Below are 17,406 nucleotides of genomic sequence, written 5' to 3'. Positions count from 1 at the left end.
AATCCTTCTAAACTAAGGTAATGATGTACCAATTAAAAAAAAGATAATATTATTGGTCACTCTATAGAAGCAAAAAGACTCTTGAATTAACAAGGGTCTTTTTTGTTTTATGCAAATTATCTGAAGTTATGCTAAGCGTTATATACAAACAAGAACTGATTCCATATAACTTGCTTTTTTATACAGCCACTTCTAGAACTTTAACTCGATTCGTCAGTTCTTGTATTTGCACAAGTAAACTAGCAATAATTTCATTCACTTGTTCACTTCTTGCGTGCTGTTTTTTCATTTCATTTAAAAGTAATACTGGCAACACATGATATTGAACTGTTTCTGGTTTCCCATCTTGACCTCTCACAACAATAGCAGGGAATACTTCATCAACTTCTTCTGCTATTAAACCATATTGTGTTGTGTTACTTTCATCACCATTATATATGAATATTACTGGACGTAATTTGAGAATATCTGCTGAATTATCACTCATATCATGTATGCCATGCTTACGTGTCGCTGATGATGAAATCGTTCCAAGTTGTCCAGCAGCATTTACAAGAACAGCAACGGCTGCTCCTGCAGTTGTTACCCCACTAATACCAGCAATAAAACAAGCCGTTTGTAAAGTTCCAATTCGTATAGTATCACTTTCTGAAGCAGCACCTGTATCAGCGCCTATATAAATGTTACCACTACCTGTTGTAAGTGTTAGCCCTGCTTGAGAACCAATTGCTATATTATTGCTTCCTGTTGTGTTAAACAATGCATTATAACCCATAGAAGTATTATTAATTCCAGTAGTATTTTGCTGTAAGGCATTTGCGCCTATTGCAGTATTAAAGGCACCTGTTCCATTGGCAGTCAATGCACTTGTACCAAATGCACTGTTGTTACCATTGCCACTCGTAGTGAAATTACCAGCATTAACACCAACAAATGTATTACTTGTTCCAAAATTATGAACGAATCTATTGCCTGCTTTTAGAATATTTCCTACCGCAGAACTGGTTGAGTTTTGTAATTCAAGATTATCACTCACAACACTGTCGGTAACACTTACTCTTCCCGCAGAAAATTCGCCAGTTGCACCACGCCTTACAATAGCATTTACAGTATTTGCGCTTACGGCATTGGTAACAGTAGCACCCTGTGTACCGGTAACTTCACCTGCTAACGCACCACTAAAATTGGTTGCAGTAGTGGCATTACCATTTAAACTTGCTGTAATTATTCCTGCAGCAAAATCACCTGCTCCATCACGCAATACTATTGTGTTTGGTGTATTAGCACTTGTTGCTGTTGTTGCGGAGTTAGCAACTTTACCGGCAGTACTAATTGTTGCCAATTTTGTATCTACTATTGCTGCTGATGCTGACACATCAGCGTTTACGATTAATGAGCTGGATAATAATCCTGATGCATCATTATGAACAACTCCTGCAGGAGTAAAACTTGGAATTTTAAGGCTACCATTAATAACTTCATCTGTGACTGATAGAGTAGTCAATGTCAGATCAGTAATCACGAGAGAACCACTGAATGTTAAATTCTGTATTACAGCGTCACTTATTGACAATGTACCACTAATAGATCCATCAACAACTGATAAATCATTAACACAAAGATCATCCATACAATTATTAACTACCAAATCATTAACTGATAATGTGCCACTTACCGCTAGATCAACAACTGATAAATCAGTAAACGATAAGGAACCATTTAGTGTTAACTTATCTATCGTTGCATCAACAACAGATAAGTTATTAATACAAAGATCGTCAATACAATCATCAATAGTCAAATTTATTATAGAAAGATTATTTATAGATGCATCTGAAGTAGAGAGAGTTCCCTCAATAATCACATCTTCTTTAAAGGTAGCATCACTTTCAAATAATGATGTTTTACAAACTCGTAATTTACCATGCAAATGTGCACCTTGTTTGGTATGAAGATGTTTTTTCAACGTAGTTTTACCCGAAACGTATAAATTTCTATGAATTTTTTTGGTTGATGATCTTAATAACATTTCATCTGGATCTTGTTCAAAATCTTCAAGATCAATAGTTAATATACCATCAACAACCTGATTGATTACGATATCAAGGTCCTTTGCTATATGTTCTGCTTGGACAACATCTATTTTTTTGTGATTGCGCTGCAAAACACTTTCAGCATATTCAAGTGTTTCAAGAGCAATGTTATATTCTGCACAAGAAAAACCATTCGAAAGATGTCTATTCAACGCATGAAGTAATGAATTATCATTGTCATCTAAATCGCTTATTTGAGCCACAACTCGAGTAATACCACTTAGTTCTTTGCCAAGATAAACATATGGTCCATCAGCATTATTATTAATAAAATCGGCTTCAAATTTTGAAATAACAATATCTTCTACCATTGAAGACAACGGCAGCGGTGCAACCATTAAAGACATTGATAATAGTAGAGAAAAAAATCGTGAAAATCTCAAATTAGCCATAGAAGCCCTTCTTTTTAAAAAGACAACACTATTAATGCGAAATCTATAGAAGCAAAAAAACTCTTGCGGTAACAAGAGCTTTTTTATTTTTTTATAAGAGCTTATCCGAAAATTCAAAATTATCTAAAATCTTTAATTTTATCCCTGTGCTCGTCAGCTTAACCCATTTCCAGTTCCTTCCAATGGGTACCTAATTGAAACGAAGTGAAGATTGGGTTAAAAAGGATATCTTCGAGCGCTCGAAGATATCCTTCAACCAGCCTTCGTCAAGACTTCGGCCGGCGCAGTCCGCCATAGCTTTAGCGACGGCGGGCAAGTTTAGGACGAGCGCACAAGAAATTGACCAGAATAGGAACTTAATTAATTTTCGGATAAGCTCTAAAATTATTTATTTATACGGTACTATAGTGATTATAAATCTTCAAATTATGGTGCAAACATGGGTCATCTGGGGCAGATTCCATAGCCTTTAATACAGCACATTTTCCTATTTCACACTCTCCAGCATATATTGCGCACTGTCCCAAAATATCATATCTCAAATAATCGTATATTTTTTTTTCAACAAAAAGACTATTCTGATAAGGATAAGGTAGTTGTGCAGCTCGCATTGCAAATAAATAGGCCGTTGCGTGTTGGTTATTGCGAATATAATAACATGATATTCTAAAAAGAGGCTCAGCTCGATATGGTATCATGTTATGTGCTTGTAAGTAGTAATATAAAGCATCTTCCCATCTATATTTTTGAGCAGTACCACTTTTTTTTGATTCTTCTAAAAGATACTCAATTGCATATCCGATGCGATATGCCGCTAAATATTTTTCTTCACTTAATAGACCAAGATCAAATCTTTTTTGATAATAAAAAATAGCTTGTTCCCATTCATTTAAAAACTGACACGTTTGGCCAAGATAAAATAATGTACGCATATTTGTCGGATCTTGTTCATGACTTTTTTTTAATAATGCATAATCACGAGCAAAACGAGCTTTCGATTTTTCTTGTCCACACGGTTGTGGTGCATATTCAAAGTAAAAAGCATCTGGTACTATTCCACTTGCCATATCAGGGATTGATTCATGAACAGGTCCGGTGTAACGAACATTATATCCACGACGTATAAGTCGTGGTACATAATTATTAATGGAATCTTGAAAAGTAAAAAGTCGTGTTAAATAGCAACTTCCTGTACAATCAGGAGCAATATAATCTTTATGTATTCTGCAAAAACTGATCAATTCATCAACATTATATGCATACCATTCAGCATCAAGCATTATTAAAAAGGTATAATTTGCAAAAATTTGTTCTGCTAAATCCAGTGCTCTATTGCGCGATGTGGAAAAATCTACAAATGGTTCTTCAATAATATGTGCATTCAAAATACCTGATTCTTTAAAGTAGGCATTTATTTTTTGCTGGGTACCATCATTCGAACCTGTATCAAATACAAGAAAAGATTGAATTCCGGCATCAACAAATGGCTTTAAGGTAGGAATTATAACATCAACCTCATTTTTAACCATTATAACAACGGCCAAGAGATTATCACTGGCATCAACATGCGATATATTTTGACCAAAAATGGAAAAAACTAAGAAAAGAATATGTATGACGATACATTTTTTCATTATTACTCCTTTTGTTATGATTTTTGGAAAATAACAATAAAGGAGTTAAATAACAAGAACAATTTTTGACTTATGGGCCAAAAAAAACCATCGCATTGACGTTTAAATCAATGCGATGGAAAAAAGGAGAGTAGTAATGAAGCCTAAGTTAAGGGTTTTGTGCGTCTCTGTAAGCAATTATTAGTACTAAGATTAACCATTATTTCAAAAAAGTCAAAGTTATTTTAATTAATTTATGTTGATATCTTCGACAAAATCAATAATAATTCTCAATTAATATATATGAAAAAATTTATTCAGTCAAAAAAGACGCCAAAAATAGGCCGAATCAACCTAAAACAATTCACATAGAAATTATTTTATAATCAGTCTGAGAAGCAATTAACGCGCTTTCCAAGGCACTATCGCGCCGAGGAGAGGTGAAAATTAATTGACAGTTAAGTTCAAAAAGAGCCGACAACAAAGATTTGCCCCGTTCCACATCAAAATCGGTCATAAAATCGTCCAAAAGAAAAATAATTGGGCCATTTTTTAGCATCAATTGCTTAATTTGAGCTATTTTAATCAGCAAAACGATCATTTTCTGCTGTCCTCTCGATGCATAAGCCCGAGATTTTTTACCTTCCAACACTATGCTAAAATCATCAACATGGGCCCCAAAAAGAGAACGTTTAAAATAACTTTCCGATCGCATAAGCTCTTCTAGAGAGGTATTTTTGTGTAGAAATCGCTCAAAAGGTAGGTCGCTACCCTTTTTTGCTTGGTAGACAAATGAAAGAGACAAATTCTGATCAATATACTGTGCAAGCATGGTATTAATGTCTGCCTCCAGCTGCGCAAGTAACTGCTTGCGAATTTCTTGTATATCTAACGAATGTTCCCACAGCTTTTTGGTCCAGATGAAATATTCTTCTTTATCGATTATTTCTTTTTGTAAAAGAGCGTTACGGTTTTCTAGAACAACTCGATATTCACGCATTTTAATAAGAAATGATGCATCATCAAGCAATAATGCCTGGTCCATAAAAGCTCGTCGCTCTTCTGGACCATCTTGAATTAATTTAAGATCATCTTCAGTAAGACTAACAACACGATAATATGACAACAAATCCTTATACGATACAGTTGTTTTATTATCAACTTTGACCAAACGCTTGTTATGTGCAAAACCTATTTGAATTGTGTGATCGATAAGATCGTTTTTCACCAGAAACTTTACAAAAAAAGATTCCTTACCCAAAGCTACCAAATCACGAGAAAGATGCGTTCTGAATGAACGCAAATAACATCCATAATACAATGCCTCAAGCAAAGACGTTTTACCTGTCCCATTTGCGCCACAAATAAGCACAATAGAACTATCTAAATCAATCGTTGTTTGTTCAAAACATCTAAAATCTTTGAGGTATATGCTCGCCAACTGCAATTTATTCATGTGTTTGAGCTACAGGCATCACAAGATAAAACATAGAATATGCGCTATTTTCATTTTTGGCTTGAGCATCAAAAATAATTGGCTTAGATTTACCTTGCAGATAAAACTGTATTTGTTCTCCTGGAAACACTTGTAATCCATTGAGTAAATACGGAGCATAAAAACGAATATCACACTCATCGCCACTAAAATCAAAAAGAGGCACTTCTTCTTCTAATGTACCAACTTCTTTATTATGTAAGGAAACTTTCAGTTTTTCTAAACCAAATGCAAAATTTGTTGCAATAAACTGTCCAGAAAGAAGACAAGATGAACGACGAAGTGTTTTAATAAAATGAGAACGTTCAACACGAGCAGGAACAAAACCTTTTTTATCTAAGATTGTTCCATATGCAGGAAATCCGTCAACAAGTAACTTGGTAAAAAAATTAAATGACTCACCAGAAAACACTAATTGATTACCGCACAAACCAAGAAAAATATTAGCATCATTACTGCTTTCTAAAATCTTTTTCACTTCAAATACAGCTCGGCGCGGTAATAACCATTTGCGTGATTCTTCCAAGGTGTAATCAGCCGTTTGTACCTGAGCAAGGCAGTGACCATCACTTGCAGTCATTTTTAATTCTGATTCAGATATTTCAAGCAATAAGCCATTTAAGGAAGAATTAGCATTGTTTTGTGGAATTAAAAAAGCAACCTTATTAAGTAGCTCAAGTATAAAGGGCGCATTTAATTGCATTAAATTTTCAATGCGTTCTGGAAATGGTGGAAAGTTCTGTGCATCTTGAATATTTAATACAACATTAACTAATCCTGCTTTTACTAAAAGGGATGTATCATCAAGAATAAAAGTGATATCCCCTTCTAATTCTTTTACCAAATCAAAAAGACGACGGCCTGAAACTAAAAACATGCGAGGCTCGTCAATATCACATTCTTTGAGCAGATAACTTGCTTGCAAACTAATTTCTAAATCAGTACTTTTTAGAACTAATTCCTTATGGCCCACCTGAAACAAGATTGTTGTGGTTGCATCAAGAGTAGTTCGCTTTGTACAAATAGGTTGCATAGAAGATAAAATAGATAACAACGGTTTTTGTTCTACAACAAATATATTTTTCATTAATAATCCTTATGAAATACGCACTTTTTTCAGTATAACCTACGTTATAAAAATAAAAAGTTTTTTACCCAATGTTCTACTCTGTTCTACATGGGTCCCCAACTGTAGCGAAGCAAAGGTTGGGGCTATGATCGCGGGTGTTTTTTATCATATATTTTTCGCAATTGTGAAGTTTCAACATGAGTATACACTTCTACCGTTGTAATTTCTTCATGACCAAGCAATACTTGTAACGAGCGCAAATCAACACCTTTTTCTAGCATATGAGTTGCAAATGAATGGCGTAATTGATGTGGTGATATTGCTCGTTTTATCCCAGCCCGTTCACAAAGTTTTTTTAAAATCCCCCAACATGATTGACGAGAAATAGGCTTTATTTTTTTTCCATACATTATCGGAAACAAATACATAGGATCTACTGATGCTGGAAAATTATTATGTGCATGTTTTTGTAAGTAATTATGCAATAACAATAATACTGCTTGCGGCAAAGGGATCATGCGCTGTTTGCCACCTTTACCTTCAATGGATATGAATCGTGTATCAAAATGAATATCAGATATTTTTATATTAATGAGTTCACTGACACGCATTCCAGAACTATACAATAAATACAGTATAATTGAATTACGAATACCCAAAGGAGAACGATCTTTTTCTGAGTGCGTAAGCACTTTGCTCACTTCTTCTTGTGTAAGATAGGTAGGGAGTCGTTTTTCAATTTTTGGAATATGCAACTCTTTTGCAATGTTTTTAATATCAAATACACGACTTATATAGCCAAAAAATGTTTTTAATGTTGATATTTTTCTGGCAATGCTGCGAGCAGAAAGCTTAAGGCCATACAGGTGATGAACAAAGGTTTTCAGTTCATCACCTGTGATTTTTTCTAACACAATATTATTTTTTTCTAAAAACCCAATAAATTGCTTAAGATCACGCTGATAGGAAAAAAAAGTGTTGTTTGCAACACGCTTTTCCGTCAAAAGATATGCTTCAAACTTTGTTTGAATATGCTTTGCATCCATGTTGACTTTCTTTTTTTAATGTATGTATCAATAAATTATTTCTTAGCTTATCTATGCACCTATTGTACACTAAACTACTTAGAGAGTTGTTATTTTATATAATTTCTAAGCTCTAGTAAAAAAGGAATATTGGTGCAGCGCACAACAAAAAAAGCAATCTTCGTTTTATATGTCGTTTCGTTTCTTTTTTTCCACAGCATCACACATGGACATGGATTTGGGTCTAATACACCGATACAACTAGGTAGCGGATCTTGGCAAACTATACATACTATTTGCTTACGCGCATTACATGATACAATTTCAGTTGCAAGTTATGATATACATACCTTTTGCAACGCCAATCAATATGTAATAACAGGAAGACGAAGCAAGTCAAATTGTTACATTCGACTCGGTTTTGATGTTGGATTTAATGATACCAGTCATGATGACATTATATGCACGCCCATGCAAGAGTTTTATATACCAGCAACTCATCAATGGATTCCCGCATACCTTCTCAAACCCGGTGATGCATTATTAACCAAAAATATGATTGCAAAACCAATCACATATAAGAAATTTGTTCCACAACCTCTCAGGATTTATACACTCGAAATACAAGAATCACACGCATTTTTTGTTGGTAAATATTCTATTTTGACTCACAACATTATTTTACCAATAGCCGCAAGTCTTGGATTCACCATTCCCTTTGGTAGCGTTGCAACAGGTGCAGTGGGCAGCTTTTTTGGCCCCATTGGTCTAATGGGTGGTGTTGTTCTTGGCGGTATAATTAGTATTGCAGCAAAAGCAATATATGAAAATCGAATACTAAGTTATAAAACACCGGTCTATAATATTGCCTCAATTAAAGCCTACTGCCATCATAAAGAAATTAATTCCACAATAAAACCTACCGGATGTTTTATTCCTGACCATGCAGCAAACACAACATACATACATGTAACACCCATAGAAAATCCGTTACCTCAAACAGCAATTGGCTGCATACAAATAGGCGTAATGCAAGAAAATCAAGTTGCAAAAGGCTGCAACAAAAATAACGAATTGGAAAAAACTAATAGTAATGGTTGTTTTCAGCCAGCTGAATATAATAATCAACCACTATTTAATACTCAAGACAAAGCATCTGTAACAGAAAACAATAAAATTCGCTATCAAGGCCCATATGTACGCAACTGGAAAGAATTTGAAGAAAACTGTCTTATTGGTCAACAATATGGAAAAAAGTTTATCAATACTGGTAAGCAAAACCCAAAAGATGGGGCCCCTATAAGACAATTATCTGAAGATATTCCAAAAACTGAAATGTTTAAAAAAGGATATCAGTTTGCACCAGACAGATTACACGGCGATCATTTTGAAGTCTGGGATAAAAATGGAAAATGGATTGGCGTTGCCAATCTGGATGGATCAAAGAATTACACAAAGTCTAACGCTGAAAAAAATCAACCTAAACGAAAATTAAACGATTAAAAGGAAATCATGGATAAACATCTAAAAGAAGTAGAAGATAGATTAGTACTAGCTAAGCAAAACTACCGAGGTCCATTTTGTTGTTTTAGTATGGACAACATGCTCGAAAATAGTGATCAACTTTACAATGTTGAATATAATCCCAAAGTACGAGAGTATTTCTTAAAGTCTTTAGAAGGACCATATATATGCACAATTGAATTTTGCCCATGGTGCGGAACTCAACTAATGAAAGAATTACGAGATGAGTGGTTTGATATCTTAGAAAAAGAATATGGATTAGATTTACCAGATATGCCCGAACAAAAAAAACTAATCCCTGCTGAATTCAAAACTGATGAATGGTGGAAAAAACGAAACTTATGAAACAAATAGAGGATAGATTAGCTCTAGCTAAACAAAATTATAAAGAACCACATTGTTGTTTTGTCATGGATTATTCTGTTGATAAATCAAATTCAGAAAATATTTCTCCTACGGATTATAGCCCCAAATTTCGAGAATATTATTTACAAGCAACCATAGGACCTGGTGGCAGACAAATTAATTTCTGTCCTTATTGCGGAGCTACATTACCTCAAGGGCTCAGTGATATGTGGTTTGATATTCTAGAAAAAGAGTATGGATTAGATTACCCATCATTTCCTGAACAAAAAAAGAAAATTCCTGCCGAGTTTCTAACAGACGAATGGTGGAGAAAACGAAAACTATAAACAAATGAGATAAAAGTTAACATCATAGGAAGAAAATATGCATGATAATATCAAGGAATTAAAAGCTCAATTTGAACTAGAACAACAAAATTATAAAGGACCATTTTGTTGTTTAGAAATGGATTCCATACTTGAAAATAGCAATCAGCTTTATAACGTTAAATACAATCCTAGATTACAAGAGTATTATCTAGAATCCATAGAAAAGCCATATATACGTACTTTTGAATTTTGTCTGTGGTGTGGATGTCAATTGCCAGAGGCACTAAAAGAGGAGCAATTTAATGCTTTAGGATTAGATTATCCATCTCTTCCTGTGCAACGATTAAAAGAAAAAATGACACAAATAAATGGAAATAATGAATATTTTATATGTTGTCCAGATATGAACTTTGTGTTGAATGATTCATTGTTTAATATCGAATATAACATTTCTATAAGAGAATACTATCTGAAGTCTGTACGAGAGTCATATATACGCACCTTCGAATTTTGTCCTTGGTGCGGATATCAGTTTATGTCAAATTTACGACATGTGTTATTTGATATTTTAGAGAAAGAATATGGGCTTAATCTACGCATACCCCAACACAGAGAAGAAATTCCTGCTGAATTTGAAACAGATGAATGGTGGAAAAAGCGAGGCCTTTGATTTCTCAACAAAGACTATAGCGACAACAACTTTTTGCTGTCGCTATAGTCTTTGTATACATTTTAATACGAACGAGCAACCAACACATCTTTTGTGCTTGGTTGTTTACAATGGAAGCATGTTGTAAAGGTAAGCCCTTCAATAATACAACGAATACTTGCTTTATATTGTTTCAGTTCCGCTTCGCATTCAGCTTTTTCGCACCAACTTGTTTGATAGAATTTTCCATCATTTTCCAAAGCTGGTCCAAAGTCAGCTAAGCTATCGCTTTTGTGACGCATACTAGCAACTTTGGCCTGAGCACGCTCAAAAAGAGTATTTTGAATAAGATCTAACAATTGTTGTATCTCAGCAACAATACCAGCCAATGGAATAAACTTTTTACCAAGGCCAATACGGTCAACAACAACTGCCTGGTTATTTTCTAAGTCTTTAGGCCCAATTTCAACACGCACTGGTACACCTTTAAGTTCCCATTTAAAGAACTTTGACCCAGGAGTTTTGCCATCTTCATCATCTATGTGTACACGTATGCCTTTTTCCTGAAGATTTCTTTGTAATGTTTGTACCGCTGTCATGATAGCTGAACTGTCTGTTCCTGATTTAAAGATAGGAATAATCACTACGTGAATTGGGGCTATTTTAGGAGGAAGGACTAACCCTTTTTCATCGCCATGCATCATAACGAGTGCACCAATCAAACGAGTTGTAGTACCCCAACTGGTTAAGTACGGATACGACTCTTTTTCTTGGCGATCCTGAAACTTCATCTCAAATGCATGAGCGAAAGATTGTGATAATAAGTGAGAAGTTCCCATTTGCAAAGCTTTACCATCAGGCATAAAAGCTTCAAAAGTCATTGTTTTTTCAGCGCCAGGGAATTTTTCATGTTCTGTTTTAAAACCAGTAGCAACAGGCACTGCAAGATAGTTGTGTGCAAGATTAACATATTCTGCGAGCATAGTTTTAACTTCTTCATACGCTTCATCATATGTTTCATGAGCTGTATGACCTTCTTGCCAAAAAAACTCGGTAGTTCGTAAAAAAGGCCTTGTGCGCATTTCCCAACGAACAACATTAGCCCATTGGTTAATTTTTATTGGTAAATCGCGCCACGAACGCAACCAACGAGCGAACATATAGTGAATAATAGTTTCTGAAGTTGGACGTATTACCAGTGGTTCTTCTAACTCTTTACCGCCTGCATGAGTTACAATAGCTAATTCTGGGGCAAAGCCAGCTACGTGCTGAGCTTCTTTTTTAAGAAAAGATTCAGGTATAAGCAAGGGAAAAGCGGCATTTTGATGGCCAGTTTCTTTAATACGCTTATCCAAAACATCTTTAATGTTTTCCCAGAGAGCATATCCATACGGTCTTATCACCATACAACCTTTTACCGGAGCATGATCAACAAGCTCAGAATCGTATATAACCTCATTATACCAACCGGAGAAATCTTGCTTTATATCAGGAAGTTTTTTCATAAAAAAGCTCACTTAGCGGTTTAAATTTATTAATTTTATGCTAGAATTATATTATATAGGCTAAAAAGTACAAAATCCACCTAGAAAAATGAGCATAAAGGCACTTTTGGTCTTATCAAGCCATTAAAGGGGATTCTCTGTGAATATCAAAAAAACTATTCTTGCTTACGTTCTCATAACAACTGTTGTAATGCCCACTTTGTGCATGCCACAAACAGTAACTCTCTTTTCTCACGGTATTGCTGATACGTGGAAACAAGTCCGTGGATACGCTAAATCATATACCAAAAAAGATATTGTTCATCACAATGACCGCTGCCTTATTAGTACACCCTTTGTGTCGTTCAATTATCCTGATGCAACCAATAGGTTTTACCGAGTTAACTATAACGAAACCAGTTTTGGACAAGAGAACGAAATTGGCCGCCTTCATAGTGCCTATCAACAAACATTATCCAAATTTGAAGATTGTGATGTTATCCTTTATGGACTATCTCGTGGAGCTTCCAATGTGTGTATCTTTGCAGGATTGAATCAATTAGACAATGTTAAAGCATTACTCCTTGAGTCTCCTTATTTTACCATGGGCGAAGTAATCGAAAGTATAATGATAAAGAAAAACCTTACATGGCTGCCTTTATCATATGGCGAAACTGTAGCAGAGTTTATTTTTAAGAAATATACGCGCTATGGTTATAGCCCTGCAAATTGTATTGAAAACATCTCTAAAGATATACCTATTTTTATAATTTGTTCAAAAGAAGACCATCTTGTTCCTTATTCAAGTTCGATTAATGTATACAAAAAATTAATTGAATCTGGACATAAGCACACCTATATTTTTATTACCGATCAGGGAAGACATGCTGCAATTTTGCAGGGACCTAATGGTGAAAAATATCAATGGGTTGTGAATGCATTTTATAAACGATACAATCTTCCGCATTGCCCTACTAGTGCTGCACAAGGCGAATCTCTTCTTGCCAATTGTCAACCAATATTTGTTTAAAAATTCCTATTCATGACATCCCTTTATTTTTGGTTATAAAAGTACTTTTTCACAGTCATAAACTGTATATCTACTTCTTTTAAATCTTGTTTTTAAAAAAAATATTTATTCATTCTGTTGATTTTATAAAATAGTTTTTTGTACAATTGAAATTGAAGTAAGTATAAGGTTGAGTACAAACCAAAAAAGGAGTCACTATGGTAGTTAAGAAAGCGAAAAAAGCTGTAGCGAAAAAAGCTACTGCAAAACGTAAGCCAGCTAAAAGAAAAGCTGCTGCAAAACGTAAACCAGCTAAAAAAGCAGGTGCTAAACGCAGAGTAGCGAAAAAAGCTACTGCGAAAAAACGTAAGCCAGCTAAAAGAAAAGCTGCTGCAAAACGTAAACCAGCTAAAAGAGCAGGTGCTAAACGCAAACCAGCTAAAAAAGCGGGTGCTAAACGCAAACCAGCTAAAAGAGCAGGCGCAAAACGTAAGCCAGCTAAAAAAAGAGCTGCTGCTAAAGGTATAATGGCTAACATCGCTGAAGCTATTAGCCATATCGGAGAACCTAAACGTAAACCTGCTAAACGCAGAATGACTGTAAGAAGAGCTGCTAAAAAATCTGAGTAGTTCTTGCCTCTATCAAGTAAAAAAAACTAGGGCTTTCTTATGGAAAGCCCTAGTTTTTTTTTATATCACTAATTATTTTTATGAAACTTTAAGCAATTCCACATCAAAAATAAGGTTTGCGTTTGCTGGAATAACTGAACCAGCACCACACGCGCCATACCCTAATGCCGATGGAATATAAAGACGACGTTTTTCGCCAATCTTCATAGTCATAACCCCTTCATCCCATCCCTTGATAACCTGTCCAATACCTATCTGAAATTCAAATGGCTTACCACGATTGTAGCTGCTATCAAATTGTTTACCAGGCTGACCATTAACATCAAGCCAACCAGTATAATGAACAGTTACTAATTTTCCAGCATTTGGACTGGCACCAGATCCTTCTTGAAGAACTTCATATTCCAAACCAGAGGCTGTTTTTGTACGTGTCATTTTGTTACTTCCTAATTGTGTTGTTTTGTTGTTGTTTACTATGTTTTTTGTGTTTTTACAATGTACAAGTAAAAAAGCGGTTGCTACCGTTAAAGAACAAACTACTACTAATCGCTTCATATTCTTCCCTTTAAAAAAGTTAATAATTGCTGATTATAGCAGTTTTTTTACTTGTGTTAAATTTTATAAGCCTTTTTCTTCAAACGCAATCGGCCTTTTCTCGTGAAACAGATAAAGCCCTAAAACAACAAAACTTATTGTCGCAAAGAAATGCCAGGTGACCTGTTCGCCTAGAAATATCCAGCCAAGTAATGCCGCAAAGAGCGGCGTCATAAAACCAGCGAATGATAAGAAGGTCGCAGAATAGCGGGATAATAAGTAACCATAAAGGTTATAGCAAATAATATTGGCAATAATAATAAGTGCTAAGCTATACGCACCCAACATGATAAGATTTTCACCAAAGGTACCATAATATACCGCGAGTGTTTCATGTGCTGTTGGAACATTTTTAATCGTTGGCCAGCCTTCCTTAACCAGCGAAAGCATCAGAGCCAATATTCCTCCTCCGGTCATTCCAATACCATTGATCATAATAAATGAGTATCCCTTATAAATAAGATCTTTCATAACCATCCAGCCATATGCACTGGAAATAACTGAAGCGATCAATGCTATTTCGTAGCAAGATATAAAACCAAGATGCCAACCTATTGTTTCTAGTGGAGTTTGCGCAATTAAGATGGGAATAAAACCTAAAAACCCTATTGCCAGACCACACAATTGCCGATACGATAACGTTTCTGCAAACAAAAAGTACGAAAAAATAGCCGTAATAAACGGCGATAGATTATATAAAAGACAAGTTTTAGCTGAAGTTACATATTCCAAGGCCCAAAATTCAAGCGTATATGCGCAAAAAATATGAAAAACTATAATGCGTAAGAACAAAGAATAATCGTAGGTATTGATTATAATTTTTCGCTTTGCAATAAGACGATAATATGCAAGGAGCAGGCTACCACCAAAAATCATACGCATTCCAATGAATAAAAATGGCGGTACATATGATAATGCAGCTTTGCCGAGCGTAAACGTACTGGCAAAAAGTAAATAGAGTACAATAACGAGAATCATAAATATAAACTCTCTAGGTATAATTAGACAACTGATAAATTATTAAAATTATATCACATCTGTTGCTTTTTTTAAATAATTTTTGTGATAGTAAGTATGATTATGTATATCTGTATTTAAAAGATGTAGATGGGGGGCGATATGAATTATGTAAGAACGATTCTTATAACTACTCTCTTGCTCAGCATATATAATCTTTATAATGCAGAGTTTTCTACAGATATCCAAGTACCCCCACTTATTGAACAATCAACTTTTGCTGAAGAAGAAATTCCATCAGAAGATACATCAAAACAAGAAACTGAGATCGAAGAAAAAAATGAACTGCAAAATTGGAATGATCATCTTGAGCTTTTAACTACTGACGGTGAGTATTGGGATAAAGAGAACAATATTCCGAGTGATGGATGGAAATCTACAGCCTTTGATTTGGCTGAAAAAGTTCTTAAGAAAGATATAAGTCTTGCCGAAACACTTAAATCAGATTTTCTTGAAGCTATTCAGAGCAAAGTAACGCTAGAAAAAGGCAATCAGCTCATTGAAGAATTTGATGCTATAATTAAAAAACTGTTGGCACAACTAGAAACTGAGAAAAAAGAAACAGTTATACCAGCTCCAGTAGTACCAGAAATAGTTACTCCAGAACCAGTCAGCCAACCTGAACCACTCCCACAACCAGAAACACCTGCTGCACCACAAGAAAACACAAGCACAACACAAACACCAGAACAAGCACCTAAAGATTTAAGCACTGAATGGAAAAATCAACTTAAAGAAGTGAAACAATCGGGTGAAAATTGGCTACAATTTTATGACATTCTCAATAAAACATGTGATATTGCAAAGCAAATACTTATATCCGAGCCTCGCAAGCAACAAACTCTACAAGCAGATTTTTATGACGCTCTGCAAACACGTGCTATAGCAGGAAAAAAGCTTTTTTCGCTTAACTCTGATCAAACTATGACTTTCTTCAATAACTCAATCGGCATTTTTAGTCCAGAAGAACAATCTTCATACTATCAACAATCGCAACAAGAAGCACTTGCTCTGCAAGAAAAATATGCTAAAGAAGATGCTCTTGCAAAAGAAGAACAAGAAAAACAAAGACAAAAAGAAGAACAAGAAAAAATGAAAATCTTAGCTGCTTTTACCAAATTAGAAGAAGAAGGAAAAGTAAGCAAATCACAAGTGCATGCAGTAGTAACAGAATTAGAAAAAATGAAACTAGCAATGGCTCAAAAAGATGCTGAAACTAAAAAACAAATAAAAGAAGCACGTGAAGCCCTTGCCAAAAATATGGAACAATTAGCAGCAGCGCAAAAAGCTCCTGCTGAAAAAGGAATATTATCAACCTTCACTGAAGCTGTCAGTAACTGGTGGTATGGACCTGGCGACCAAAAACCAGCCGGATTATCAGCAGAAGATCAAGAAAAACTTCTTGCCGTTATGCCACAAGGAGCAAGAGAAAGATTTAAAGATTTTCAAAATATACTGCTTAATTTTAATGCAGCGAAATACTGGAATCAACAAGATGAATTACCTAATAAAATTTGGGTCAAAGAAATGCAAGGAATAGTTAAAGATCTTGTAACAAAACATCAGATTATTTCTCTCCCTGAAGTATCTACTATTGTTCAAACAGTTTTGATATCAGCAGAGAAAATGTCACCTGCTAATATCAAGAAAACTATAGATATAATTGGAAAACCGGTAAAAGATGAACAAGCAAAACAACAACGTCAAGAAGCTGCAAAGCAACAAAAAATACAAGGAATAAAAGACAAAAAAGAACAAATCCTTCTTGCGCAACAAAGAAAAAAAGATGAACAAGAACGAAGAGAGCAAGAAATAAAAAAACATGAACAAGTCAAAACATCATATAAAGATGAAAAAAAACAATGGTATGACTTATTGGAACAAGTTGCTCAGAATAAACAAGCAACAATAGACGCAAATCATGCTCGTACGCAAGAAGCTATTCAGAAATCACAAACTCTATTAAATCTTGCAAGCAATATTCCAACAAAAAATAAGGCTGCTATTTCGCAAAAATTAAAACAAAAATTTAGTGTTGCTCTTTTGGAACAACAAAAAAATAATGTTGGTCCAGTAAATATTTACCAGACCATGGATTTATTTAATAAAGAAATTAATAAGATGTTTGATTAGCTCATC

At 34.8% G+C, this 17,406-nt stretch carries 15 protein-coding genes; 7 read left to right on the top strand and 8 right to left on the bottom strand.

Annotated features, from left to right (window positions below; all coding sequences use genetic code 11):
- Positions 1-178 precede the first annotated feature (178 nt).
- The 5 genes from VJJ26_01215 to xerA form a co-directional block, all read right to left on the bottom strand.
- Entirely contained in the window at positions 179-2,485 is a 2,307-nt protein-coding gene (locus tag VJJ26_01215; protein ID HLC06783.1) for a tail fiber domain-containing protein, read from the bottom strand.
- Positions 2,486-2,877: 392 nt separating this feature from the next.
- Positions 2,878-4,119, bottom strand: coding sequence for a hypothetical protein (locus tag VJJ26_01210; GenBank protein HLC06782.1), 1,242 nt, complete (start codon positions 4,117-4,119; stop codon positions 2,878-2,880).
- Between the two features lie 343 nt (positions 4,120-4,462).
- Positions 4,463-5,554 (bottom strand): DNA replication and repair protein RecF, encoded by a 1,092-nt coding sequence (recF, locus tag VJJ26_01205; protein ID HLC06781.1) that lies wholly within the window; start codon positions 5,552-5,554, stop codon positions 4,463-4,465.
- Positions 5,547-6,680 carry a DNA polymerase III subunit beta gene (gene dnaN / locus VJJ26_01200; GenBank protein HLC06780.1) on the bottom strand — a complete coding sequence of 378 codons (1,134 nt, stop codon included), beginning with the start codon at positions 6,678-6,680 and terminating at the stop codon, positions 5,547-5,549. Before dnaN ends, recF begins: the two co-directional genes overlap by 8 nt.
- Before the next feature lie 125 nt (positions 6,681-6,805).
- Positions 6,806-7,708 carry a site-specific tyrosine recombinase/integron integrase gene (gene xerA, locus VJJ26_01195; GenBank protein ID HLC06779.1) on the bottom strand — a complete coding sequence of 301 codons (903 nt, stop codon included), beginning with the start codon at positions 7,706-7,708 and terminating at the stop codon, positions 6,806-6,808.
- Positions 7,709-7,840: 132 nt separating this feature from the next.
- Here xerA and VJJ26_01190 point away from each other — a divergent pair, with 132 nt between their 5' ends.
- The 4 genes from VJJ26_01190 to VJJ26_01175 are packed head-to-tail and all read left to right on the top strand — an operon-like array spanning position 7,841 to position 10,555.
- Positions 7,841-9,190 (top strand): polymorphic toxin-type HINT domain-containing protein, encoded by a 1,350-nt coding sequence (locus tag VJJ26_01190; protein HLC06778.1) that lies wholly within the window; start codon positions 7,841-7,843, stop codon positions 9,188-9,190.
- A 9-nt stretch (positions 9,191-9,199) separates the two neighbouring features.
- Entirely contained in the window at positions 9,200-9,556 is a 357-nt protein-coding gene (locus tag VJJ26_01185; GenBank protein ID HLC06777.1) for a hypothetical protein, read from the top strand.
- Positions 9,553-9,903, top strand: coding sequence for a hypothetical protein (locus tag VJJ26_01180; GenBank protein ID HLC06776.1), 351 nt, complete (start codon positions 9,553-9,555; stop codon positions 9,901-9,903). Before VJJ26_01185 ends, VJJ26_01180 begins: the two co-directional genes overlap by 4 nt.
- 37 nt (positions 9,904-9,940) lie before the next feature.
- Entirely contained in the window at positions 9,941-10,555 is a 615-nt protein-coding gene (locus VJJ26_01175; GenBank protein HLC06775.1) for a hypothetical protein, read from the top strand.
- Between the two features lie 62 nt (positions 10,556-10,617).
- Here the strand turns inward: VJJ26_01175 and proS are convergent, their stop codons facing one another.
- On the bottom strand, positions 10,618-12,039 hold the full coding sequence (gene proS / locus VJJ26_01170) for a proline--tRNA ligase (GenBank protein ID HLC06774.1): 1,422 nt from the start codon (positions 12,037-12,039) through the stop codon (positions 10,618-10,620).
- A 139-nt stretch (positions 12,040-12,178) separates the two neighbouring features.
- Here proS and VJJ26_01165 point away from each other — a divergent pair, with 139 nt between their 5' ends.
- Together VJJ26_01165 and VJJ26_01160 are read left to right on the top strand one after the other, a co-directional pair.
- Positions 12,179-13,048, top strand: a complete 870-nt coding sequence (locus tag VJJ26_01165) for a prolyl oligopeptidase family serine peptidase (protein HLC06773.1) — start codon at positions 12,179-12,181, stop codon at positions 13,046-13,048.
- 197 nt (positions 13,049-13,245) lie between these two features.
- Entirely contained in the window at positions 13,246-13,656 is a 411-nt protein-coding gene (locus VJJ26_01160; GenBank protein HLC06772.1) for a hypothetical protein, read from the top strand.
- A gap of 78 nt (positions 13,657-13,734) precedes the next feature.
- On the opposite strand, the gene VJJ26_01155 is transcribed toward VJJ26_01160, so the two are convergent.
- Both VJJ26_01155 and VJJ26_01150 read right to left on the bottom strand, forming a co-directional pair.
- The gene (locus VJJ26_01155) at positions 13,735-14,211 is read right to left on the bottom strand and encodes an FKBP-type peptidyl-prolyl cis-trans isomerase (GenBank protein ID HLC06771.1); all 477 of its coding nucleotides are present in this window, start codon (positions 14,209-14,211) and stop codon (positions 13,735-13,737) included.
- A 63-nt stretch (positions 14,212-14,274) separates the two neighbouring features.
- Positions 14,275-15,228, bottom strand: coding sequence for a DMT family transporter (locus VJJ26_01150; GenBank protein ID HLC06770.1), 954 nt, complete (start codon positions 15,226-15,228; stop codon positions 14,275-14,277).
- Positions 15,229-15,369: 141 nt separating this feature from the next.
- Between VJJ26_01150 and VJJ26_01145 the strand changes: the two genes are divergently transcribed.
- On the top strand, positions 15,370-17,400 hold the full coding sequence (locus tag VJJ26_01145; protein HLC06769.1) for a hypothetical protein: 2,031 nt from the start codon (positions 15,370-15,372) through the stop codon (positions 17,398-17,400).
- Positions 17,401-17,406: the final 6 nt, after the last annotated feature.

The organism is Candidatus Babeliales bacterium (assembly GCA_035288105.1).
Taxonomy (GTDB): domain Bacteria; phylum Babelota; class Babeliae; order Babelales; family Vermiphilaceae; genus SOIL31.
The sequence above is the reverse complement of the archived record's forward strand: the minus strand, read 5'-3'. Positions and strand labels throughout refer to the sequence as shown.